Raw genomic sequence first — 23,540 nt, forward strand, 5'->3', positions numbered from 1 at the left:
GAGCGCCACTAGTAATTTCAAAGGCTGTGTGTGTGTAATAATCTAAACCTCTTACTAGATTAAAATTTTCAATGTAAGGTATTTTTAAAACCTCTAATTGTCTTTTTAAGTCTAAATATCTGTTATGACTTTTTTCAGATAAAAAATTAAATAATCTTGGTGCATTTTCAAGAACTTTTTTAGTTTGAATATTCTTTGAGTCCAAAATCCTCAAAGGGTTTTTAGAAATTCTATTCTGAGAATCTAAATCTAGAGAATCTTTATTTATTTCTAGCCATTTTAAAAAGGATTTTTGAAAATTTGATCTGTCATTAGTATCACCTAACGTATTTATTTCAAGATTGAGTTCTTTTATTCCTAATTTACCTAAGATATCCCAAGCTAAAGCAATAATTTCAACATCACTTCTAACTGAATCATGTCCTATAAACTCAACACCTAACTGATGAAACTGTCTTTGCCTGCCTGCTTGAGGTCTTTCGTATCGAAACATAGGACCCATGTACCAAAGTTTTTGAAGAGGATTAGACGATATTCCATTTTGTATTAACGCTCGTGCGACTGAGGCTGTTCCTTCAGGTCTTAGAGTGCAAGATCTCTCCCCCCTATCAAGAAATGTATACATTTCCTTACTGACAACATCTGTTCCTTCACCAATTCCTCTTATAAATAATTCGGTCATTTCCAATATTGGTGTTCTTATTTCTTTGATGGATGCTCTAGAAAGCTGCTCTAATAAAATTTTTTCAACGTTTTGCCACTTTATTAATTGATCAGGAAATAGGTCTACTGTTCCTCTTAGGTTTTTTAAGTTATTCAAAGTTCTAAAAAATAATTCAAAATTTTTAATTCATCTAGAAATTAATCTTTGATTGGTTATTTTGTGAGACAATTTTAATTTAACATTTAGAAAAACTATTGGGAATTAATAAAAGTAAAGAGAATCAACATTGCGGTACAAAACCAAAAAAAATTGCTTTTGGAATAGCACCTCTTGGTATAGTTTCAATAGGAATAGTGCCAATGGGAGTAATAAGTATAGGGGTAGTCCCAATGGGTGTATTTTCTTTTGGTGCAGTAGCAATGGGAATAGTCAATTTATCAGTAGTTGGGATGGGAATTATCTCTGCCGGTGTTACTACTATGGGAATATGGGAGTATTCACCTAATTCTCATAAAAATCATCATAATCATTCCAAACAAATTTCAAATTCAAATAAGGAAAATATGATGTCAGATCTATTTAACACTAAACAAGAGGCTGAAAAGGCTGCTTCAAAATACGGATGTATTGGAGCACATAAAATGGGTAATAAATGGATGCCTTGTAAGATGCACTAAATATTTTCTTAGTCAAAAATTTATTAAATATTAATTCAAAATCTCTACTCTAAAATCAAGATTTTTTGCCTCATCAGTAGTTAATTTTCTTGACCAAGCTCCTTGCACAGGACTATTCCATCTGAACCCAGCATTTTTAGCTAAAGACCTATCTTCATAACTAACCAAAGCCTTGTATAAAAACCTCGGTTCAGTAGCTTTAAGTAAAAGTTCCTCTAAGTTGTCGCATTTTTTGAAGACCTCAGATATATAAAAGCAATCAGATAAAGCTCTATGTAAATTCCAAACTGGTATTGAAAAAGATAAGGCTAGATCAGTTACTGAAGGTCTTGTTTTTAGTGATTTTTGAAAAGACCAATTAATATCCTCTAAACTACATATCCATTTCTTATTAAGCTTAGGCAATCTTCCTTTTCCAAACCATTTCTTATCAAACTCCACATTATGAGCAACGATGAAATCTGAAGAATCAACAAGTTTTAGAAAGAAATTCAATCCATCTTCCCATGGTTGAGAGATATTAGTTACTTCAGCAGATATACCATTCACATGTTCGGCTTCATTATTATTAACTGGGAATAAAAATGAAACTTGTGAAAGCACGCACTTAAAAGATACATCAAACAAAATACAACCTATCTCTATCACTTCATCTTTATTTTCGTCTAAACCTGTTGTTTCAGTATCAAGAATTAAAATTTTTTCAATTTTTTTATTTTGATTAGCAACACTCTCTTCAGAGGGATAACTGATAACTTGATCCTGAAGAATATCCAATTGATTTAATTCTTTTTTGTTAGATAGATCCAATTAGCTGAAAACACTTTCATTTATCTTGACGCATTTAATAAAAATTTCTCTTAAATTAATATAAATTAAGAAACATGATTAGAAAATAATTTTTGAAACATTCTTAGTTTATGAAAGATGACTTTTACAAAATATCAATTTAATAATTTTTGTTATTGGCCTTCAAATCCTAAAAAAATTGTGGAATTTATTGGTGGAAGTTATCTAGCTTCTAAACCAGATTTAACTTATAAAAGATTCATAGAGAGTTTAATTAATAAAAACTATGCAGTACATGCATATAAATACACTCCACAATTTGATCACCAACAACTTGCTATTAAAGCATGGAGGGATTTCAAGAATTGCCGAATATCTTTATCCAAGAGAATAGGAGCATCAATTCCTTCAATAAGAATTGGTCATAGCCTAGGCTGCAAACTTCATCTAATTTCCCCTGATGGTGGAAGAAATTGCGAAAAATTCATATCAATAAGTTTTAATAACTTCAGTGCTAACAAATCTATTCCATTATTGAAACAAATTTCTCAAAAATTAGAATTCAACAGTGAATTCAGCCCAAGCCCTGAAAGAACTTTGCGATTAATTGAAAAAACATATAATCAAAAAAATAACTTCCTAATAAAATTCAACTCAGACGAATTAGATCAAACAGATAAATTATTTTCTTGTCTGAAAGCAAGAAAAGAAGATAATTCTAAGGGGGTAATGTTAAAAGGTACACACACTATAATTGCAAGCGCAGGACTAAGAGAAAATTTTTTGGGAGACTGGGCCGATGATGAATTCAAAAGAAATACTATAAAAAAAATTTCCAATTTAATTGATGAATCTGATTAGGATAATTCTTTCAGCTTTTCCAAAACAGAACTATCTTCAAGAGTGCTTATATCACCGCTAATTTTTTCTCCAGCAGCCAAAGATCTTAAAATTCGCCTCATAATTTTTCCACTACGTGTTTTCGGAAGAGAGTCAGAAATTATAATCTTTTCAGGCTTTGCGATAATTCCAATTTCATTAACAACATGTTTCTTTAGATCCTCTACTAATTCTGAAGAACCGTTCACGTCTTTCTCTAGAGATACAAAAGCAACTATAACTTCACCTTTTAAATCATCTTTTTTGCCAACGACTGCAGACTCTGCAACTGATTTATGACTTACCAAAGCAGATTCTATTTCCATTGTTCCTAACCGATGTCCTGAAACACTTATGACATCATCAACTCTTCCCATAATCCATATATATCCATCTTCATCAATGCGTGCTCCATCTCCAGCAAAATAAACATTTTTTTCTCCTTTAAAGGAAATATATTCCCAATAACTCTCCAAATATCTCTCTGAGTTTCCGTGAATTGTTCTCATCATTCCTGGCCAAGGTTTCTTAATAATTAAATAGCCACCCTCGTTCTCCTTAACCTTATCTCCATTCTTATCGACAATTTCAACTTCGATTCCTGGCAGAGGGAAAGTAGCTGAACCTGGCTTTGTAGCAACGACTCCAGGCAAGGGACTTATCATCACACCACCAGTCTCAGTTTGCCACCAAGTATCAACAATAGGGCATTTATCTTTACCAATAACATCCTTGTACCACATCCATGCTTCAGGATTAATTGGTTCTCCAACTGTGCCCAAAAGTCTAAGACTCTCCAAATTATATTTATCAGGTATTTCACGCCCAGACTTCATAAATGCTCTTATTGCAGTTGGTGCAGTATAAAAAATAGAAACCTTATATTTTTGAACAATTTCCCAAAAAGCCCCTAAATTTGAGGGTCTTGGCACTCCCTCATACATTAAGGTTGTAGCACCATTAGATAAAGGCCCATAAACTATGTAACTATGACCTGTAATCCAACCAACATCAGCAGTACACCAGTAAATATCGTCATCTTTTAAGTCAAAAATCCATTTAAATGTCAAATGGGACCAAAGATTGTAACCACCTGTAGTGTGAACTACACCTTTGGGCTTTCCAGTAGAGCCTGAAGTATAAAGAATAAAAAGTCTATCTTCGCTATTCATTATTTCTGGTTCACAATGATCTTTTTGATCTTTTAATAATTCGTGCCACCAAAAATCTCTATCATCAACCATCGAAATATTTTTTTTGGTTCGTTGAACAACAACTACTTTTTCAACAACTTTATCTGCCCCACTTTCAATGGCCGCATCAACTGCTTTCTTAAGTTCAATCACCTTATCTTTTCTAAAGCCACCATCAGCAGTAATAACAAATCTGGCGTTTCCATCAATTAACCTATCTTTTAAAGCTTCTGAAGAAAATCCTCCAAAGACAACTGAATGAGGCGCGCCAATTCTTGCACAAGCTAACATCGCAAACATCGCTTCAGGAATCATCGGCATATAAATACATACCAAATCTCCTTTTTTTACACCAATTGCTTTTAATGCATTAGCTGCTTTACATACCTCTTTTAGAAGTTCTTCGTAAGTATATTTTTTGCTATCTCCGGGTTCGCCTTCCCATATAAGTGCAGTCTTTCCTCCAAGCCCTCTCTTAATGTGTCTATCTAAGCAGTTATATGTAATATTGAGTTTCCCTTCTTTGAACCATTTAAAAAAGGGCGCATTTTCGTTATCTAATACAGTTTGAAATGGCTCAAACCAATCTAATTCAGATTTTGCAAAAGATTCCCAAAATTGAATAGGATTATCTGATGCTTGTTTTTTTAGACTTAGTAATTCTTCTTGAGTACTAATATTTGAGTTTTCTGCAAATTTTTTTGATGGAGGGAAAATTCTCTTTTCTTCAAGTATGTTATTGATTGAATTTTTTTTATCTAATGACATTAAATAAATCTATGCTTAATAAATTTAGTCGAAAAAATTAAGGTTTTCAAAAATTTTAATATTAATTTAGCTCAAAGATTTATTTCTAATAGATCTAATAAATACGGCTTAGAACAAATTCTGGAAGAGCCATTAAAGCTCTTTTATATTCTGAATCAGGAAGCCAGACTATAGCTTCTTTAGAAAGCATTGCAAAATCCTCAGCTAGTTTCCTGGAACTTTCAATAGCTTTAGAGTTCATGATGATATTAAGAGCATCATCTAAATCATCTTTTTCAGCAAGTTCTCTGTTTATAAGAACTGACAATTGTTTATTTTCTTCTAAGGCATATAAAACTGGGGCGGTAAGATAACCACTAGCAAGATCACTTACAGCAGGTTTTCCAAGTTGTTTATCATTTCCAGTAAAGTCAAGAATGTCATCTACAACTTGGAATGCTAAACCAATATTTTTGCCAAAATCGTACAACGAGGTTAAGTTTTCGTCATTAATCCCACTCAAAACTCCAGCTGCTTTGCAACTATTGGCTATTAATGATGCTGTTTTACAATAACTTTTGTTGATGTATTTGGAAAAAGATTGAGCCGAATCAAATCTATTTAAATTTTGTTTGATTTCACCCTCTGCTAAATCCATTATTACTCTACTAAGTAATTTAACTACATTTACATTGTCAAGATTTGCTAGGTGCCAACTTGCTTGAGCGAATAAAAAGTCACCCGCCAAAACAGCTACTCTGGTATTAAATCTGCTATGAACTGTATCTACTCCTCTTCTTGTAGACGCCTCATCAACAACATCATCATGGACTAATGAGGCTGTATGAATCATCTCAGTTATTTCAGCAAGCCTTTTATGTTTGGTTGTCAAGCAAAATTCAGGAGATATAGCTTTTGAAATCAATAAAACTATACCAGGTCTCAACCTTTTCCCCCCAGCACTAAAAAGGTGTTCTGCTGCGGCTTGAAGAATTGGGTGACCAGCTCCTATTAGATTTTTCAGTTCTAAAATAAGATCATCAAGATCATTTTCAACTGGTTGTAGTAGCTCTGTTACTGTATTCATGATTGACCTCTTCTATATCTTAAGGAATCAAACATTACTTCGGAGGTTAACCAACCTAATTTCTTTATTAATTCCAAGCCAAAATTTTACTTTATTGGAAAACTCATCTCTTTCTGAAGTAACAAAAAATTTTACATTTTCGAAAGAAATACTCTCATAGCGGTCAGTTTTTGGAATAGCAAAAGATTCATTAAATTTTTTTATTAATGCTACCGATGGATCAATAATTTTTATATTTGAATCTAATTTTTTTCTTAAAAAGTCATAAATTAAAGGATAGTGACTACATCCAAGTATTAATTCTTCAATATTTTTGTTTATTAGTGGTCTTAAGTATAAGTCTGAAAGACTATTTAACTTATCAAGATTTAATTTTTCTTTTTCAATTTCTGATACAAATTCTGGACATTCTTGCTGAAATATTATCGTATTCTCTTTTTTAGCATTTATAGCTTTCTTGTAATACGATGATCGAACAGTTGTTTGTGTTGCTAGGACACCAATTATTTGTTTATCAACTATTTCCGATACTGAGTTTATAAGGTCAAAACAAGGGACCTTTAAATTATCTTCTAGAATATCAAGCGCACACGCATTTGTAGTGTTACAAGCAACTAAAAGTGCATCCAAATTCTTATCAACAAAAAAAGTACAAATCTCCTTTGCAATTAATCTTATCTCTTTAGAATTTTTGTTCCCAAAAGGTATTCTTTTTGTATCCGCCAAATAAAAAACTTCTACATCTTTACGTGTTTTTAGTAAAGAATTAAGGATAGTAAAACCACCTATTCCGCTATCAAATATACCTATTTTAAGTTTCACCCTACTTTATCTAGATATTCGAGGATGCCTTTTGCAATTGCATAGGCTAATCTTTTTCGATGGGTTATTTTTTCTAATCTTCTTGCATCTAATCTTCCCGTTAAAAATCCAATTTCTACAAGGACTGCAGGCATCCTAGTATTTTTAATTACATAAAATCGACCTTGTTTAACTCCTCGATCAGGACTCCCAGGGGAAACTCTTAAAATTTGTTTTTGAATTCTTTTCGCGAGTAATCTTCCTCTCCACCCTCTGTAATAAAAGGTTTCCAATCCATTTATGTCTCTTCTTTTACCTCTTGAGGCATTTGCATGAATACTTACAAAGATATCTGCATCCGTATTATTAGCAATGGAAACTCTTGGAGGTAAATCCAAATCAACGTCATTTGTTCTAGTCAACCTTACTTTGACACCTTTCTCAGAAAGTAAATTTTTAACTATTTTTGAAACCTCTAGAACAACATCTGTTTCTCTAATACCACCAATACCTATTGCTCCTGGATCAGGTCCTCCATGCCCTGGATCGATTACAACCTCAAACTTGTTTCGTTTTACCTCTGGTAGTTTCAAGTAACCATAATTGTTTTTCTTCTTATGAATTAAATTTTGATTTGCTTTGATATTTCCTCTTTTCTTTTCAACTAAACCTTCACCAATCTTTTTAAATGAATATTTTGAGTTAAATAGTTTAATTCTCCATCTATTTTGATCTAAGCCAACCATTTGCCAAGTCAAAGGTTTCAAATAAGTCTCTTCCTTAAATTCAATTACTAGTCTTGTTTTACCCTTATCTGGTTTACCTAATCTAATTTCTTTTATTGGGCCATTACCTTTTATTGTTCTGGGATTTTTTAATTCTCCTGGAAAATCTACCCAGAATCTATCTCCCGATATTTGGTTAGCCTTCTGAAAGTATGCTTTTAAATTTGTATTTGATTTAGTTCTTAATTCTAAAACCCCATTAGTATTTATAGCCCATGCCGCAAGAGCACTTGAAGATTTAACTGGAAGGATTGAAGAATTTAAAAATAAAAAAACGGATAAATAACGAAAAAGTTTATTATCTAAAAACTTTATCATTAGTTTGAAAACAATTTGTTTTTTCTATGTTTAAGGCTTGGCATCTGCTCCCTAATTTTCTTTACTCTTTCTTTATCAGCAGGTGCTATTGCAGCTCCCTGAGTTTTTCCGGCATCAGATAAAACTGTACCCCAAGGGTCAATTACCATTGCATGGCCATGACTTTGCCTTCTTCCATAATGAATCCCAGTTTGAGCTGGAGCGACTACATATGCTGTATTCTCAATTGCTCTTGCTTGTAATAGGATTTGCCAATGATCTTTTCCAGTAAATGCTGTAAAAGCTGCGGGAATCATAATTAGCTCTGCACCATTCGAAGACAAATATCTATAGAGTTCAGGAAATCTAACGTCGTAACAAATCGATAATCCTATTTTGCATAAACCTGGGACATCTACAACAGGTGGATACTCTGCTCCAGATAAAATAGTGGATGATTCCTTGTATAAATTTCCATCTGGCAAATCAACATCAAACAAATGAATCTTGTCGTATTTTGCCAAAATCTGTCCATCTTTCCCAAATAAGGCTGACCTATTAAAAGTATGACTATCATCACCAGCAGGGACAGGATACCCTCCTCCCAAAAGAAATACTTGATATCTTTGTGACATAGTTTTTAGAAAATTTGCACACTTCTCTGACAATTCAGAAGCTAATCTAAGTTTTTCATCATCTCCTCCTAAAAAAGCAAAATTCTCAGGCAATCCTATTAACTCAGCACCTCTTCTAGCAGCTAATTCAATCTGTTCTTCTGCTTCAGTAAAATTTGCTTCAACATTTGAAGTACTTGTAATTTGCAATGCAGCTACCAAAAAATCAGTCAAGACTTTACTCCTAATGAACCAATTCGTAAATCATGAGGCACGAATCACACCTCTTTCAACTTGAGCTGGAACAATATCTAAGCAATCAAGTTCAGAGCAACATTTAAAATCATCCTCATAATCTCCAAGACTTGTCAATCTTTTGCCATGGGTTGCTGTTTTTAAACATTTCAAAATATCATTTTTCCAAAAATCCCAAAGTGCCAAAGCAGCTTGTAATTCGTCATTCAGAATATTAATTTCGAAATCACAGTTCTGTTTTAGGTATGAGGCCAAAGCACCAGCAGCTAAAGAATCCTCAAGTGAATAAGAGCCTTCCCAACCACTACCAAGTATTAAAACATTTTCACTTTTTAATGAAATGATTTTTTCGGCAACTGCTTTCCTATTTGGGAGACCCATAGCAAATAAATGCTTAGCATTTTGAACTTTTTGCAATGATTTAGTCCCATTAGTCGTACTCATAAATAGTCTTTTACCATTAACAACTTTTTTTGTAACTGATAAAGGAGAATTTCCTAAATCAAAGCCCTCAATCTTCTTTCCGCCTCTCTCTCCAAGCATTAGTCTCTTTTCAGCTTGCCACTTAATTGCAGATTCTTTTAATAAATCTAAATCTGCAAAAACTTGTATTGAATCAGCTCCATTTTTTAAAGCCCAAGAAATTGTGGTTGTAGCTCTTAAAACATCAATGACCACTGCGATGTCTGGACTATTTTCAGGAACATCCTTTGCAACGTGATAATAAGTAAGATTAATAATCAAGTCCTTTTTCTGAATTTATTATAGAAAACAGTTACTTAATTTGATTATTTTTTTTTTAAAAACAAACTTATTGATAATATAAAACTAATTTGTTTTTACAGAAATCTTATCAAGTAATTAATTTGAAAATGAATAATATCCGCACAATAAAAGGTGGAGTTAATTTAAAAGGAAAAGTAAAAGTACCTGGAGATAAATCTATTTCTCATAGAGCTCTAATAATAGGAAGTATTGCTAAGGGTGAGACGACTATTGAGGGGTTCTTACATTCTGAAGATCCACTTTCAACTGCTGATTGTCTAAGAAAGTTAGGTGTAAATATACCAGAAATAAAAAAAAATGAGCCTTTTACGATTTCAGGATTGGGTCTTGATGGATTAAAAGAGCCCAAAGAAATTCTAAATTGTGGGAATTCGGGAACCACCATGAGATTATTAATGGGGTTACTTGCCGGTCAAGAAGGCAAGAATTTTATCTTAACAGGTGATATTTCTCTTAATGAAAGGCCAATGGGGAGAGTGGGCAAACCATTATCGTTGATGGGTGGCAAAATTTTTGGTAGAGAAAAAGGAAACAAAGCTCCAATCTCAATTGATGGGAATAAATTAAAAGGGTGTGTTATAGGAACCCCTGTAGCGAGTGCTCAAGTAAAATCTGCAATCTTATTGGCAGGCCTCAAAGCTTCTGGAACCACTTCTGTTATTGAACCAGCATCTTCAAGAGATCATACTGAAAGAATGTTAAAAGCATTTGGAGCAGACATCAGTATCAGAGGAGAATTAGGAAGGAATGTAGTTATCAAGTCAGGGGGCAACTTAATTGGCCAGAGAATATTGATTCCTGGAGACATAAGCTCTGCTTCTTTTTGGATGATTGCTGCATCTATTGTTCCAAATTCAGAGGTTTTAATTCAGAATGTCGGATTAAATCCCACTAGAACAGGGATTTTAAATGTAATGGATTCAATGGGGTGCAATTATGAGATTTTAGATAAATCGACTATTGCAGGTGAACCTATTGGATCTATTAAAGTAAAGACTTCAAATAATTTAAGATCATTCACTATTGAAGGAGATATTCTCCCAAAACTTATAGATGAAATTCCTATCCTTACTGTGGCTGCCTGTTTTTGTAATGGAGTTTCTGAAATTAAGGATGCACAAGAATTAAGAGTTAAGGAGACAGATCGATTAAAAGTCATGGCACGACAGTTACAAAAATTCGGTGCTGAAATAACAGAAAAAGAGGATGGGTTAATTATTAATGGGCAATCAAAATTTCATTCTGCGGAGGTAGACAGTGAGACAGATCATCGAGTAGCAATGAGTCTTGCTATTGCTTCACTTCTTGCCAAAGGTACCTCAAAAATCATGAGAGCAGATGCAGCTAGCGTCTCGTATCCCACTTTTTGGGAAGAGCTGGCCAAACTAACTAACTAGCCTAAAAAGTTTTTGTCTGAATTAATAGAAGTTTTAACTAAAGATGGTAGTTACTCTTTAAGAAGTGTGTTTTTTCAAGAGAACTTCCATAGTTTATTGGGCGCATTGGAGGAAACAAAGTCAAAGTTTACAGCTACTTCTAATTTGCAAAGATTTAAGGGTAAATCTCTTAATGTTTTGGATATATGTTTTGGTTTAGGATACAATTCCGCTTCTTTATTAGATGAATTAATTAAACAAAAATCATATTTAAATTTGTATGCATTGGAGATTGATAAAAAGCCTCTTGAATATTCGCTTAGAAATGAATCTTTCCTTAAATTATGGGATCCAAAAGTCAAAAAAATATTTGAATCACTTTATCGAAAAGATTACTTTGAGGATCAATTTTTTAAATGCAGTATTTTGTGGGGTGATGCTAGAGAAAAAATCAACATTATTCCTTCCTCTATTAAATTCGATCTGATTTATTTAGATGGTTTTTCTCCTCAAAAATGCCCACAAGTATGGACAATTGAATTTTTATCTAAAGTCACAGAAAATCTTAATTCTCAGGGTTATTTAATAACTTATTCTTCTTCAGCGGCAGTAAGAAAAACCTTAAGAAATCTTGGATTAGAAATTTTTACTATTAAGCCAAGTTTTAAAAACAGAACTTTTTGGAGTCAGGGAACTGTCGCAATATCAAAATTTGATAAGAATAAATTGAAACCTAATTTCAATTTTGAAAAGTTATCTTTAATGGAAGAAGAACATCTCTTAACTAAAGCTAGTATTCCATATAGAGATCAAGATTTGAACTCAAGTAAAGACGATATAATCAGGAGAAGATTAGATGAGCAATTATTCTCAAATCTATTATCTACAAATAAATGGAGAGAGAAGTGGGGAATGACGAAGTTATCCGTTAAGAGTTAGATTTAAATTAGGATTTCAAATAAACATGTTAAGTGTTGCGATATTAGCGGCAGGCAAGGGCACTAGGATGGAAAGCTCATTGCCAAAAGTTTTACATAAAATTTCTGGCAAAAGTCTTCTACAAAGAGTAATTGATTCATGTGTCGAATTAAAACCTGATCAAATTTTCGTAATTACTGGACACAAATCAAAAGAAGTACAAAAGTCAATCCCAAACGATAAAAAAATCCATGTTGTTGTTCAAGAACCTCAATCAGGAACCGGTCATGCTATCCAGGTACTTTGTAGAGAAGTAAAAAAACATGAAGGAAAACTTTTGGTACTTAACGGCGATGTGCCACTCATTAGGCCTAGTACTCTAAAAAGACTTTTGTATTTACACGATTCAAAAAATGCTGATGTTTCTTTAATTACTACAAAGAAAACAAATCCTCATGGATATGGCAGAGTTTTTTTGAAGGGGGATTTTATAGAGAGAATTGTTGAAGAAAAAGATTGCAATGATCTAGAAAGAGAAAATCCATTAATAAATGCAGGTGTTTACTGTTTTAACTGGGGTAACTTGTCAGAAATAATTAATACCTTGCAAAGCAATAATAATCAAAAAGAGATTTACTTAACAGATACAATATCTTTGCTAAAAAATTCCTTAAGCCTCGAGGTAGAGGATAATGGAGAGCTTCAAGGAATTAATAACAGAATTCAACTATCAGAGTGCGAGGAAAGTATTCAGAATTCAATTAAAGAAAAGCATATGCTTAATGGTGTAACTTTTATAAATAAAGCAAGTTGTTCAATTAGTGAAGAAGCTGAAATTGGTAAGGATGTAATCATAGAGGCTAATACACATATAAGAGGAAATACGAAAATAAATAGTCATTGCATTATCGGTCCAAATACTTTTATTGAGAATTCTAATGTGGGATTAAATTGTGAAATTTTAAACTCTACTGTTTATGATTCTCAGATAATGGATTATATAAAAATTGGCCCTTATAGTCATATAAGACCTAATTCCAAAATATCTTCCTTTAGCAAAATAGGTAATTTTGTTGAAATCAAAAATAGTCAATTAGAGGAAGAATCTAAAGTAAACCATTTAAGTTATATTGGCGATTCTATTATTGGAAGATCTACAAATATTGGAGCAGGTACTATTACTGCAAATTTTGATGGTCAGAAAAAACATCAAACAAAAATTGGTAAAAATTCCAGTATTGGTGCAAATACAGTTTTTGTAGCGCCAATAAATCTCGGGGAATCAGTTACAACAGGAGCTGGTTCAGTGATCACAAAAGACTCCAAAGATAATTCATTAGCAATCTCAAGAACTAAGCAAGTAAATATAGAAAATTGGGAAAGAAAGAAATCCTGATCTAATTAATTAATTCAATAATTTTTTCAAGTTGCCAACATCTGCTCCCTTTTATAAGAATAGAATCACCTTTTTTTGTAGATTTGTTTATCTCTTGAGGTACATCTTTAATATTATTTAAAACTAAGAATTTATTCTTATCTTTTAGATAATTGGAGTAAATTTTTTCATTTTCTTTATCGCAAATAAATAAACACTTTTCTATATCTGAATTATTTATTAAGTTGAATATTTCTTTATGATATTTTTCAGATTCTTTTCCCAATTCTTGCATACTTCCAAATATGAAAAATTTATTTCTCGGTTTTTCAAGCAGGTTTTTAATACATGCTTTTACTGACTCTGGCGAAGCATTATATGATTCATCATATATTGTTGTTTTTACTGATTTAAGAATTTTATTCCTTCCACCTAAACTTACAAAATCAAATTTATTAAAACTTGCAAAATCAATGCCTAGCTCTTTAGCAACTGCATAAGCAAATAAGAAATTCGAAGCATTGTGAAATCCCTCAAATGAAATTTCAAAGGTATTTTCTTCAATTAAAATTGTTTTATTCGAAGGATTATAAAATCCTCGCAAATTATCATCTTTCTTAAAACTCTCCTTTTGATTTTCTATATTTAATAGTTTTACTTTTATCACTCTACCTTTCCAAAATTCTTTTAAAGTTTTTTCTAGGAATGGATCATTTGCTGGAATTATTACAACTCCTTCTGGATTTAAGAACTTACTAATTTCACACTTTGCATGAGTAATATTTTTTTTTGAGCCTAACAATCCAATATGAGCTGTGCCAATGTTAGTAATAACTGCAATATCGGGTTCACTATATTTAGATAAATTCTCGATCTGTCCAAGACCTCTCATCCCCATCTCAAGAACTAAAACTTTATCTTCTATATCTGTAGCAAGAATAGTAAGACCAACTCCAATCTCATTATTGAAATTTGCATGAGATAATTTAATTCTTCCAAGTTTATTTAAAACTCCACCAATCATTTCTTTTGTTGTGGTTTTACCCACTGAGCCAGTTATTGCAACAATAGGGATATTTAATTTTTTTCTTTTTAGCAATGCTAATTTTTGAAATGCCTCTAATGTGTCATTTACAACCCAATAAGGAAAATTACTAGGAAGTAATCTCTGCATCCCTTTTTTAATTACTACTGATTTAACTCCTTTATTTAAAACCTCTGGAAGAAAACTATGTCCGTCAAAATTTTTACCCTTGATAGCTATAAAAAGATCATTTTTTAATAAAGTTCTACTATCAATACTTATATTTTTAAAATTTAAAAAATCTCTTTTCCCCTCGCTCAGATTTTTAATATCCCCCAAAACATTGTTTAATTCTGATAAAGAGAATTCCATTAAAAAATTAAGTCATACTTTTTTTAAAGATGGATCAGCTGATTGTCCGTAAGAGAATTTTTCAACTTCAGCAAAATCTGGAGATGGTTCTTTTATTCCACAAACATCTTTATACATAATTTCGTATTCGAGTGCCGATCTTTGCCAACTAAATTCTTGACTCATTGCTCTTTTTTGTAGTAATTCCCAACTATCTTTATGCCTAAAGGCCTCCCAAGACCTTACTAAAGATGTATAGAAATCTATAGGTTCAAAGCGATCGAAGCAAAAACCAGTTCCAATATTATTTTCTGGATCATGAGGTAAAACTGTATCAACTAAACCTCCAACTCGCCTTACTATAGGGATAGAGCCATATCTCATAGCAAGGAGTTGACTAATTCCACAAGGTTCAAATCTACTTGGCATTAAAAATGCATCAGAGCCACCGTAGATAAGCCTTGATAAAGAATCATCATAGGTAAGAAATACTGAGAATCTTCCTGGGTAATCTAATGCCAGTTGCCATAATCCAGACTCTAAATATCTATCTCCAGTCCCTAAAACAGCAATTTGAGAATCTGTATAGGCTAATAGTCTTCTTGAAACTTGTAAAAGTAAGTCAACCCCTTTCTGATCAACTAACCTACTGACCATACCTAAAAGATATTTTTTAGGATTAACTTCGAGACCCATTTCTCTCTGCAGAATTTTTTTATTTTCTAGCCTATTTTCTAAATTCTTAATACTAAATTTTGCAGGTAAAACTGGATCTTTGGCTGGATTCCATTCATCAAGATCTATGCCATTAAGAATTCCCCTTAATTTACCTGAAATGTAATTAAGTAATCCTTCGAGGCTTTCCCCGTATTCATGGGTTTTAATCTCATCTGCATAAGTCGGAGAAACAGCATTGACCCTATCTGCATACAACATTGCCGCAGCCATTGTGTGGTCTCCATGCATATACCAAGGACACCAAGTCATTTTTTCAAGTTTCCATCTCCAAGGGCCTTGGTATTTTAAATTATGAATTGTGAAGACAGTACTAATTTCGGGGTCCTGATGCATCCACACAGGAATCATTCCAGTGTGCCAATCATGGCAATGGAGAACTTGAGGTTTCCAACAATTCCAGGCAAATTCTGCAGTGGCACTAGCAAAAAATGTAAAGCGCCAGTCCTCATTTTCGCCTCCGTATATTTGGTCAGAGTCAAATGTTGGATGACCCACTAGGTAAATCACATAATTATGAATGGGATGTTTTGCTTCATATACGGCGAAATCAGTGCCCATTGTATTTGCTCTAAAGACTGGTTCATTCGATACCTCTAAAAGACTCCACAATTTTCCATATCCTGGAATTATTACCCTTACATCGTGACCAAGTTTTATCAAAGATGGAGGTAACGAACCAACCACATCTCCCATACCTCCAACTTTGATCATTGGAGCACATTCAGCAGCGGCAAGAAGAATTCTCATTGATAATTATTTAAAAAGTTCTTTTGAAAAATAAACTAGGGTGTCCACTTATAGTCAGAAAAGTCTGGTGGACGCTTTTCAAGAAAGGCATCTCTACCTTCTTGAGCTTCTTCAGTCGAATAGAATAATTGAGTTGTGTATCCAGATAATTCTTGAATACCTGCAATCCCATCATTCTCCGCATTGAATGAAGCTTTAAGAATACGAATAGCAGTTGGACTATTTCGTAAAATCTCTCTTGCCCAGATTACACCCTCAGCTTCTAATTCTTCAATCTTTGTAATTGCATTTATCAAGCCCATCTTAAGAGCTTCCTTGGAATTATATTTTCTACATAAAAACCAAATTTCTTTTGCTTTTCTTTGACCAACAAGTCTTGCCAAATAACTAGATCCAAAACCCGCATCAAAACTACCAACTCTTGGACCTGTTTGACCAAATATTGCATTTTCAGAGGCGATACTGAGATCACAAATTAAATGAAGTACCTGGCCTCCTCCAATTGCAAAACCAGGAACTAAGGCAATAACCACTTTAGGCAAACTTCTTATTAATCTTTGAAGTTCAAGTACATTTAATCTCTGCTTCCCTTCATCATTTTTATATCCATTTTCACCTCTTACACTCTGATCACCTCCAGAGCAAAAAGAATAAATACCTTTCTTGTCAGGTCCCGCACCTGTAAAGAGAACTACGCCAATAGTTTCATCATTTCTTACGATATTAAATGCGTTAATGAGTTCATCTACAGTTTGTGGCCTAAATGCATTTCTTTTTTCAGGCCGATTAATTGCAATTCTCGCAATTCCCTCATCTGATTTGTGAAACAATATATCCTCATAAGATTTGCATTCTGACCAATTTAAAGTTGTTTTACCAGGTAATACTTTCATGAAACCTAATTATTCAAAGATAGAAAATGATAAATTTAACTGCCAATTATTTTTTCTAGCAGGGCATTTTTTTCACAAATTTCATTTTCTGGATCAATATCAACTTTAATTATTACAGATTTCTGGATAGAAATGCTCCAATCGAATGCCTCTCGTAATTTTTTAAAATTTGCCACACTTTTAAAGTTTACTTGATAGCCCTCTGCGAGTTTTGGCCAGTTTATTTCTTTTGGCATAAGAAAAAGTTTTTTTAATTCATCTTCTTTTAAATTTTTTTTATAAATACGATTAAATATATTTCCGCCATTATTATTTATTAGAAGAATTGTTAAATTCATGTCGATTGAATTTTCAATCAGCCAACCGTTTATATCATGAATAAAAGCCAAATCTCCAGTCACAAGAAGTAGAGGATTTTTAATTCTAGAAATACCTAATGCAAGAGATAAAGTACCGTCTATGCCAGAAGCGCCCCTAAAGCTGAAACAATTTCTTGTTAAAGTACCATTTTCTGAAAATGTAAGCCAATCTCTAATCGGGCTACTCGCGGAGAGCATTATAGGATTTTCAGCTGGCCAAAGTTTTGGAACAAGATTTGCAAGCATATACTCAGTAATTTGATTATCTTGAGTAATTTTCTCTTTTAAAATTTCTTTAATCTGCTCGCCTTCCTCTATTAGATTTAAAGCCATCGGAGTAAGAGACTTTTTGTTTTTTTCGTTAATTGATAATTCTTCTAGCAATAGAGTAGTAAAATTTGATAGCCCAAAATCATATTCAAATGATTTTTTTATAGGGTCCAATTTTCTATAGTTTTTTTCTTTTATAAGAATTTGTATCCCTTTGAAGTTTATTAAAAACTTCTCCAAATCAATTGAGGATGACATAGGGCCAAGCCTCAAAAGTTGATGACAATTTATTGAATTTTTATTTTTTCTTAAGACTAATTCCCAATTCACAACTAATCCTCTCAAATCAGAATTAACTCCTGAAACAGGATCAGCAAATACTGGCCAACCAGTAATTTCTTGCAATCTTTCTAAAGATTTATTGAAAGAAATTAAATCATTTATGGAACCTTGATAGGGACCTACCAAAATAATGCCGGATTCATCTAAATTTAAACTTTTTGAAATTTCTAAGAATTTGTTTTTATCAGACTTTATTTCAACTTCCTGAAATATATATTTTTTCTTTAAATAAATTCTCTCAAAAACCTCTAAAACATTTTTTTTATTTAAAAATGAAATACCTAAAGGCTTATCAATAGGAATATTTAAATGAATAGGACCAGGGAAGGTTGATATTTGTTTCTCAGTAATTCGAACTAAATTTAAGATTTCATTTTCTTGTGTTTCATGAAGTCCATTTAGATTTGTACTTAAAACTCTTCTGCAGACTGAACTCAAAAAATCTTCTTGATTTACTGTTTGATTAGCGCCACAATCTTTTAATCTTAAGGGTCTATCAGCAGTAAGAAATATAATACCTTTACAAGATCGGTCTGCCTCAACTGCTGCTGGCAATAAGTTACTTACGGCAGTCCCAGAAGTGGTAATAACTAAAGAAAGATTACCTGATGCAGCAGAAATCCCAAGAGAGTGGAATCCCGCAGATCTCTCATCTATTGAATTAAAAATATTTACCAGTCCTAATTTATTTAATTCTCCAGCAGCTATTGCTAAAGGTGCTGATCTACTACCAGGACATAGTATTAAATTTTGAACTCCTATTTTTATAAGAAGATTCAAAAGTTGTAAACTTCTAAGAAAATTTTTGCATTCAATAGATGATGTCATAATTTATATAAATGCTTTGGGATTTTCCTTATAACTGAATTAAATAAAACATGTCTACAACTCAAGAAAAAAGAAATTCAATACTAAAGGATTTAAAAAATCTTTTAATCTGGATATCTATAGCTTTAATTATACGATGGCAGGTTATAGAGCCAAGATGGATCCCATCCGGTTCAATGCTTCCAACTCTTCAAATACAAGATAAAATTCTTGTTGAGAAAGTAACCCCCAAAATCACATCCAAATCAAATCTTTCAAAATTAAAAAATAAAATAGTTGTTTTTAACGTTCCGGAACAATTAATTAATGCTGGTTATGAAGCAGATACTGCACTAATAAAAAGAGTAATTGGAATACCTGGAGACAAGGTAGAAGTAAGAGACGGTAACCTTTACTTAAATGATATCGCTCAAAAAAATTACGTTTTTGACAAAAATATTAATTATTCTATAGGGCCTTTTATTGTCCCAGAAGAGTCATTATGGGTGATGGGAGATAATAGAAATAACAGTATGGACTCACATATTTGGGGATTTTTACCCTATGAAAAGGTTATTGGTAAAGCTATTTTTAGATATTGGCCGTTTAATAAAATTGGACCTATTCGGTTCCCTGCCCTTAATAATTTAGATTAATGGGTACGTGATGTTGTAGGGTTTTTATATCTTGAAGTTGTAGAAATGTTTAATCCAGAATTTCTTGCTACTGAAAATAATGATCCAAACGATGAGAATGATTTAATCCAATATTTACAAAAACAATCTCCAGAAGTTTTGCAAAGAGTAGCAAAATCAGCTAGTGAAGATATTCAAGAAATTATTAGACATAATGTTCAAGGTCTTCTTGGAATGCTTCCTTCAGATCAATTTGATGTAAAAATAACATCTTCAAAAGACAACATTGCTAATTTATTATCTTCTGCAATGATGACAGGATATTTCTTAAGACAAATGGAGCAAAGAAAAGAGCTGGAACAAACTCTTAAAAATGATGAAAACATGTCTATTGAAGAATAATAGTTTTTAAAGATTTACTTCTTCAGGAATTATTCCTAGTTCAAACAACTTTTTATATAAACCCATCAAAAATTTATTATCCTCAGGAAGTTTGTCCCACTTTTGGGAATTAATTTCATTAATTAATTTTTGACAATCTTCTATTGTAAATTTTATAGGTGCCGTAAAATGAGCTGGAATTAAATATTCCATATCTTCAAAAGACTTGATATTTTCTAACCATTTAAGTAAAACTTCTTTTGAACGCGGAAAAATTAATTTTTGTAAAACTGGTGCAATTTGAATCTTAGGAGTATCTTTACCCATTATTTCAACAAGAGAGGATTCCCAATCTTCGTCCCATAAAAAGGGATAAATACCGAAATGAGATCTCCAATTTCTAAGATCTTTTTTGAATGAATACTTAAATATTTTTTTTAAAGGTGGAATATTTAATTTACCTGGTTTCAAAAAAGATGAAAATAAGACTAACCTTTTCCATCCTTTTTTTCTTTGTTCGATGGAGTCAATCAAAGGTTCATCTCCTCTCTCTCTAGAATGAAAAAGAAGTGGAGTTGGATCAAAATTAAATATCTCAGGTGGTGTGGAGTCTATTCCAACTATTGCGTCTGTTACATGAAGAGTTTTCGTAGGATAATGGAAACAGCTTATCTCCTGATATCTTCCAAGTCCTAAATTCAGTGGGCCTAATGAAGACCATTTAAAGGAGTTTGTATGTGGAGTACCTTCCTCAAACAGTATTCTTGATCTTTTTGATGGAATTCCTAAAAAATCTAGTGGTAGATTTATGGGGAAACTCCATTGTCCAGGACAAAGCCAAATTTCTGCATCTTTAAAAATTCTTGAAAGAGCTGGCAGTCCGATTTTATGTTCTAGTCCAGAGGCACTCGGTAGAATTATTGTTTTTACTTTGCCGTGAATCGCAATTAATTTTTCTAACTCATTTATTAATTCTTTTGTCGGAGGCAGTGGATTTATTAGCATCAATCCATTATCAACCTTTATTACCGTCATTCTTATTGGAACCGCAACATAATAAAGTCCCTGTATTTGTTCCAAGGACCATATTTGATCAGGAATTAATTCTCTTAAAATTGTTTTCTTTTTTCCATAAGGATATAAGGGGAATAATGGCCACCAATTCCACTTTTTATTTAAAGTTTCTTCCACCACTATCATTTATACCCAGCAAATAATTTCTTTAACTTAAATATTCCATATCTTGGAGCGAATAAAAAAGCAAATAAAAATATAAAAGTTTGTGCCAAGACAATTGATCCACCTGTTTCAAGATCAAACCAAAAACTAACATAGATTCCTATTAGGCTTGAGATAATTGCACTTAATACTGAAATTACTGTCATATTATCAAACTTATCCGTAAGTAAATATGCTGTAGCCCCTGGTGTAATCAACATTGCAACTACCAAAATAATTCCAACAGACTGCAAGCCCACAACAGCTGCCAAAGATAAGCATGTGAGGAGTAAATAATGAAGAAAAAATACGTTAATCCCAACTGTTTTTGCATGCCTAGGATCAAAACAATAAAGCATTAAATCTTTTCTAAAAATTGATAAAAGGATTACTACCAATAAAGAAATGAATATAGTTTGTTTTACATCTGAAAGTGATATTCCTAATGGACTACCAAAAAGAATAGAGTGCAGATCAATATTACTTTTAATCTTAGAAACCAATACGATTCCAAGAGCGAAAAATCCAGTAAATACCAACCCAATAACAGTATCTTCCTTAACTCTAGATTTCTGCTTAATAAACCCTATCAATGCTACAGAACCAACTCCGAAAATAAATGCCCCTAATGAGAAAGGAAGACCTAATGCATAAGCAACCACAACACCAGGCATTACTGAATGTGACACTGCATCTCCCATTAAAGCCCATCCTTTAAGAGTCAAATAACTTGATAGGAAACCACAAACAGCTGCAACTAATGAACTCATAAGAAGTGCTTTTCTCATAAAGTCATGAGTTAAAGGATCTGTTATGAATGAATCTAAAGTTAAAAAAGAACAGAGCTCCATATAATTTAAAATTTAGGATTCAGGTCCAAACAAGAAATCAGGTGAGATCCCTCCAAAAGTGGTTGTAATATTTTCAGGGGTAAACACTTCAGAGGTCTCGCCATAAGCTACAACAGTTTTATTTATTAAAAGAACCAAATCACAAAATTCACGGACATGAATCATATCGTGCGTTGATAATAATATAGTTTTCCCCTCATTTTTAAATTGAATAAATAATTCCGAGATAAGTTTCTCAGTTCTTATATCAACACCTGAAAAAGGCTCATCAAGAAGTAATATTGACGCTCTTTGCGCAATTGCTCTAGCTAAAAAAGTTCGTTTTCTCTGACCTCCAGATAAGTTTCCAATAGGTGTAGATAAATGATCAGTAAGATCAACTCTCTCAATAGCATCTTTAACCGCCTGAACATCAGACTCTCTAGGACACCTAAAAATATTCATCGAACCATATCTTCCCATCATCACTACATCCCAAACACTTATTGGAAATTGACTATCAATTCCCTCATTTTGAGGAACATAAGCAATTGTCTGATCTTTTTGAGCAGATCTTACAGACTCTCCATTTATTCTAATTTTTCCCTTTGAAATATTTACAAAGCCAGTTAAAGCATTAAAAAAAGTTGTTTTACCAGCCCCGTTCATCCCTACTAACCCACAAATCTGGCCAGGTTTCAATCTTAAATTGGCATCATACAAAGCCACCTTACCGTTGTAATCTACGCAAATATTCTCTGCATCAATCCTAAAGTTTTGATAATTGATTGATTCCATAATTCAAAAAAGCCCTTTTTTAATTAAATCCAAATTATGCTCAAGCATTTTTATATAGGAACTAGCAGGCCCACTATCATCAGATAATGAATCAACAAAAAGATTTCCTCCAAAATTAGCCCCAGTTTCGTTTGCAACAACCATTTGAGATTCGTTACTTACAGTACTTTCGCAAAATACAGATGGAACATTTTTTTCTTTAACTAGTGAGATTGTTCTTGCCATTCTTTTGGGAGTAATTTGACTCTCAGCATTAACTGGCCACAAATAAACTTCCTCTAATCCATAATCATTTGTTAAATATGAAAAAGCACCTTCACAACTTACTAGATACCTCCTGTCTTTATTTAAGTTATTAATAAAAAGTGAGAATTCTTTATCTATTTTAGATAGTTTATCTTTATAAATTTTTCCATTTTCTTCAAATAATGTCCTTTTGGATGGCCTCAATTCTGATAAAGAATCCACCAGAATATCTACGTATAGGATCCCTCTTTTTGGAGAAATCCAGGCATGAGGATTGGGTTTCCCTTTATAAAAATCTTCACTGATAAAAATAGGATCTAAATCTTCCGCGACAGTAATTCTTTTAACTTTTAAATTAGAAACAAATTTTTCAGCCCATAATTCAAATCCAAATCCATTATCAATAAAAACAAAAGCATTAGAGGCATTTACCAAATCGCTTGGAGTTGGTTGGTAGCCATGAACTTCAACTCCAGGTTTCGTTATTGATCTAACAATAAAATCATCTTTAGCGACATTGCTAATTATATCCGCCAAAACAGTGAAACTTGCCAGTATTACTTCTTTAGTTTCATTTTTATTTGATATTCTCTTACATGATCCTGAAGCAAGAGAAAGCAGAAGTAACAAACTTAAAAAAAGAATATTTTTTTTCATA

General features: G+C 32.5%; 23 protein-coding genes. 7 read left to right on the plus strand and 16 right to left on the minus strand.

Going from position 1 to position 23,540, the window contains the following annotated elements; all coding sequences use genetic code 11:
• Positions 1-820 (minus strand): histidine--tRNA ligase (gene hisS, locus MK115_RS06565; RefSeq protein ID WP_287610418.1); only part of this gene is annotated, 820 nt, incomplete at its 3' end.
• A gap of 98 nt (positions 821-918) precedes the next feature.
• On the opposite strand from hisS, the gene MK115_RS06570 reads away from it, so the two are divergent.
• Entirely contained in the window at positions 919-1,341 is a 423-nt protein-coding gene (locus tag MK115_RS06570; RefSeq protein WP_025900374.1) for a DUF3721 domain-containing protein, read from the plus strand.
• A gap of 30 nt (positions 1,342-1,371) precedes the next feature.
• On the opposite strand, the gene MK115_RS06575 is transcribed toward MK115_RS06570, so the two are convergent.
• The gene (locus MK115_RS06575; protein ID WP_287610419.1) at positions 1,372-2,151 is read right to left on the minus strand and encodes a 3'-5' exonuclease; all 780 of its coding nucleotides are present in this window, start codon (positions 2,149-2,151) and stop codon (positions 1,372-1,374) included.
• A 117-nt stretch (positions 2,152-2,268) separates the two neighbouring features.
• Here MK115_RS06575 and MK115_RS06580 point away from each other — a divergent pair, with 117 nt between their 5' ends.
• Positions 2,269-2,991, plus strand: a complete 723-nt coding sequence (locus tag MK115_RS06580; protein WP_287610420.1) for a DUF1350 family protein — start codon at positions 2,269-2,271, stop codon at positions 2,989-2,991.
• Here the strand turns inward: MK115_RS06580 and acs are convergent.
• The 6 genes from acs to MK115_RS06610 form a co-directional block, all read right to left on the minus strand.
• On the minus strand, positions 2,988-4,970 hold the full coding sequence (gene acs / locus MK115_RS06585) for an acetate--CoA ligase (protein ID WP_287610421.1): 1,983 nt from the start codon (positions 4,968-4,970) through the stop codon (positions 2,988-2,990). The two genes, MK115_RS06580 and acs, sit on opposite strands and share 4 nt — an antisense overlap.
• A 94-nt stretch (positions 4,971-5,064) precedes the next feature.
• Positions 5,065-6,036: a solanesyl diphosphate synthase gene (sds, locus tag MK115_RS06590; RefSeq protein ID WP_025934317.1), complete on the minus strand. Its 972-nt coding sequence runs from the start codon at positions 6,034-6,036 to the stop codon at positions 5,065-5,067.
• A gap of 27 nt (positions 6,037-6,063) precedes the next feature.
• Complete coding sequence (gene murI / locus MK115_RS06595) at positions 6,064-6,858, minus strand: glutamate racemase (protein WP_287610422.1); 795 nt, start codon at positions 6,856-6,858, stop codon at positions 6,064-6,066.
• Positions 6,855-7,940, minus strand: a complete 1,086-nt coding sequence (locus tag MK115_RS06600) for an N-acetylmuramoyl-L-alanine amidase (RefSeq protein ID WP_287610423.1) — start codon at positions 7,938-7,940, stop codon at positions 6,855-6,857. Before MK115_RS06600 ends, murI begins: the two co-directional genes overlap by 4 nt.
• A complete protein-coding gene (locus MK115_RS06605; RefSeq protein WP_287610424.1) occupies positions 7,940-8,767 on the minus strand; it encodes a carbon-nitrogen hydrolase family protein in 828 nt (275 codons plus the stop codon). The genes MK115_RS06600 and MK115_RS06605 overlap by 1 nt, the downstream gene beginning before the upstream one ends.
• Before the next feature lie 30 nt (positions 8,768-8,797).
• Entirely contained in the window at positions 8,798-9,526 is a 729-nt protein-coding gene (locus MK115_RS06610; protein WP_287610461.1) for a 2-phosphosulfolactate phosphatase family protein, read from the minus strand.
• A gap of 128 nt (positions 9,527-9,654) precedes the next feature.
• Between MK115_RS06610 and aroA the strand changes: the two genes are divergently transcribed.
• From aroA to glmU, 3 genes are read left to right on the plus strand one after another with little or no spacing between them, the layout of a single operon-like run.
• Positions 9,655-10,971 (plus strand): 3-phosphoshikimate 1-carboxyvinyltransferase, encoded by a 1,317-nt coding sequence (gene aroA, locus MK115_RS06615; RefSeq protein ID WP_287610463.1) that lies wholly within the window; start codon positions 9,655-9,657, stop codon positions 10,969-10,971.
• Positions 10,972-10,983: 12 nt separating this feature from the next.
• The gene (locus tag MK115_RS06620; RefSeq protein ID WP_287610425.1) at positions 10,984-11,889 is read left to right on the plus strand and encodes a tRNA (5-methylaminomethyl-2-thiouridine)(34)-methyltransferase MnmD; all 906 of its coding nucleotides are present in this window, start codon (positions 10,984-10,986) and stop codon (positions 11,887-11,889) included.
• A gap of 25 nt (positions 11,890-11,914) precedes the next feature.
• Positions 11,915-13,264: a bifunctional UDP-N-acetylglucosamine diphosphorylase/glucosamine-1-phosphate N-acetyltransferase GlmU gene (glmU, locus tag MK115_RS06625; protein ID WP_287610426.1), complete on the plus strand. Its 1,350-nt coding sequence runs from the start codon at positions 11,915-11,917 to the stop codon at positions 13,262-13,264.
• Between the two features lies 1 nt (position 13,265).
• Here the strand turns inward: glmU and MK115_RS06630 are convergent, their stop codons facing one another.
• The 4 genes from MK115_RS06630 to menD are packed head-to-tail and all read right to left on the minus strand — an operon-like array spanning position 13,266 to position 18,795.
• Positions 13,266-14,639: a UDP-N-acetylmuramoyl-tripeptide--D-alanyl-D-alanine ligase gene (locus MK115_RS06630; RefSeq protein ID WP_287610428.1), complete on the minus strand. Its 1,374-nt coding sequence runs from the start codon at positions 14,637-14,639 to the stop codon at positions 13,266-13,268.
• A 12-nt stretch (positions 14,640-14,651) separates the two neighbouring features.
• Complete coding sequence (glgA, locus tag MK115_RS06635; protein ID WP_287610429.1) at positions 14,652-16,103, minus strand: glycogen synthase GlgA; 1,452 nt, start codon at positions 16,101-16,103, stop codon at positions 14,652-14,654.
• Positions 16,104-16,138: 35 nt separating this feature from the next.
• Entirely contained in the window at positions 16,139-16,996 is an 858-nt protein-coding gene (gene menB, locus MK115_RS06640; protein WP_287610430.1) for a 1,4-dihydroxy-2-naphthoyl-CoA synthase, read from the minus strand.
• Positions 16,997-17,031: 35 nt separating this feature from the next.
• The gene (menD, locus tag MK115_RS06645; protein WP_287610431.1) at positions 17,032-18,795 is read right to left on the minus strand and encodes a 2-succinyl-5-enolpyruvyl-6-hydroxy-3-cyclohexene-1-carboxylic-acid synthase; all 1,764 of its coding nucleotides are present in this window, start codon (positions 18,793-18,795) and stop codon (positions 17,032-17,034) included.
• 50 nt (positions 18,796-18,845) lie between these two features.
• Here menD and lepB point away from each other — a divergent pair, with 50 nt between their 5' ends.
• Together lepB and MK115_RS06655 are read left to right on the plus strand one after the other, a co-directional pair.
• Positions 18,846-19,430, plus strand: coding sequence for a signal peptidase I (gene lepB / locus MK115_RS06650; protein ID WP_287610433.1), 585 nt, complete (start codon positions 18,846-18,848; stop codon positions 19,428-19,430).
• Positions 19,431-19,475: 45 nt separating this feature from the next.
• Positions 19,476-19,811 (plus strand): DUF760 domain-containing protein, encoded by a 336-nt coding sequence (locus MK115_RS06655; protein ID WP_012007422.1) that lies wholly within the window; start codon positions 19,476-19,478, stop codon positions 19,809-19,811.
• A 6-nt stretch (positions 19,812-19,817) separates the two neighbouring features.
• Here the strand turns inward: MK115_RS06655 and MK115_RS06660 are convergent, their stop codons facing one another.
• From MK115_RS06660 to MK115_RS06675, 4 genes are read right to left on the minus strand one after another with little or no spacing between them, the layout of a single operon-like run.
• Positions 19,818-20,990, minus strand: coding sequence for a DUF4336 domain-containing protein (locus tag MK115_RS06660; protein ID WP_287610441.1), 1,173 nt, complete (start codon positions 20,988-20,990; stop codon positions 19,818-19,820).
• Positions 20,987-21,859, minus strand: coding sequence for a metal ABC transporter permease (locus tag MK115_RS06665; RefSeq protein WP_032514960.1), 873 nt, complete (start codon positions 21,857-21,859; stop codon positions 20,987-20,989). The genes MK115_RS06660 and MK115_RS06665 overlap by 4 nt, the downstream gene beginning before the upstream one ends.
• A gap of 12 nt (positions 21,860-21,871) precedes the next feature.
• Complete coding sequence (locus tag MK115_RS06670; protein WP_287610444.1) at positions 21,872-22,636, minus strand: metal ABC transporter ATP-binding protein; 765 nt, start codon at positions 22,634-22,636, stop codon at positions 21,872-21,874.
• A 3-nt stretch (positions 22,637-22,639) separates the two neighbouring features.
• Complete coding sequence (locus MK115_RS06675) at positions 22,640-23,539, minus strand: metal ABC transporter substrate-binding protein (protein WP_287610446.1); 900 nt, start codon at positions 23,537-23,539, stop codon at positions 22,640-22,642.
• Position 23,540: the final 1 nt, after the last annotated feature.

Origin of the sequence: Prochlorococcus sp. ALOHA_ZT_50 (genome assembly GCF_022447305.1) — a bacterium.
In the GTDB taxonomy this organism is placed as follows: domain Bacteria; phylum Cyanobacteriota; class Cyanobacteriia; order PCC-6307; family Cyanobiaceae; genus Prochlorococcus_A.

What these genes read in the sequence shown, in the direction of transcription:
- MK115_RS06600 (WP_287610423.1), bottom strand. Translation starts at nt 7,940, where the DNA reads ATGATAAAGTTTTTAGATAATAAACTTTTTCGTTATTTATCCGTTTTT.
- lepB (WP_287610433.1), top strand. Translation starts at nt 18,846, where the DNA reads ATGTCTACAACTCAAGAAAAAAGAAATTCAATACTAAAGGATTTAAAA.
- acs (WP_287610421.1), bottom strand. Translation starts at nt 4,970, where the DNA reads ATGTCATTAGATAAAAAAAATTCAATCAATAACATACTTGAAGAAAAG.
- MK115_RS06665 (WP_032514960.1), bottom strand. Translation starts at nt 21,859, where the DNA reads ATGGAGCTCTGTTCTTTTTTAACTTTAGATTCATTCATAACAGATCCT.
- MK115_RS06630 (WP_287610428.1), bottom strand. Translation starts at nt 14,639, where the DNA reads ATGGAATTCTCTTTATCAGAATTAAACAATGTTTTGGGGGATATTAAA.
- MK115_RS06660 (WP_287610441.1), bottom strand. Translation starts at nt 20,990, where the DNA reads ATGATAGTGGTGGAAGAAACTTTAAATAAAAAGTGGAATTGGTGGCCA.
- menD (WP_287610431.1), bottom strand. Translation starts at nt 18,795, where the DNA reads ATGACATCATCTATTGAATGCAAAAATTTTCTTAGAAGTTTACAACTT.
- glmU (WP_287610426.1), top strand. Translation starts at nt 11,915, where the DNA reads ATGTTAAGTGTTGCGATATTAGCGGCAGGCAAGGGCACTAGGATGGAA.
- glgA (WP_287610429.1), bottom strand. Translation starts at nt 16,103, where the DNA reads ATGAGAATTCTTCTTGCCGCTGCTGAATGTGCTCCAATGATCAAAGTT.
- MK115_RS06675 (WP_287610446.1), bottom strand. Translation starts at nt 23,539, where the DNA reads ATGAAAAAAAATATTCTTTTTTTAAGTTTGTTACTTCTGCTTTCTCTT.
- menB (WP_287610430.1), bottom strand. Translation starts at nt 16,996, where the DNA reads ATGAAAGTATTACCTGGTAAAACAACTTTAAATTGGTCAGAATGCAAA.
- MK115_RS06580 (WP_287610420.1), top strand. Translation starts at nt 2,269, where the DNA reads ATGACTTTTACAAAATATCAATTTAATAATTTTTGTTATTGGCCTTCA.
- sds (WP_025934317.1), bottom strand. Translation starts at nt 6,036, where the DNA reads ATGAATACAGTAACAGAGCTACTACAACCAGTTGAAAATGATCTTGAT.
- MK115_RS06670 (WP_287610444.1), bottom strand. Translation starts at nt 22,636, where the DNA reads ATGGAATCAATCAATTATCAAAACTTTAGGATTGATGCAGAGAATATT.
- MK115_RS06655 (WP_012007422.1), top strand. Translation starts at nt 19,476, where the DNA reads ATGTTTAATCCAGAATTTCTTGCTACTGAAAATAATGATCCAAACGAT.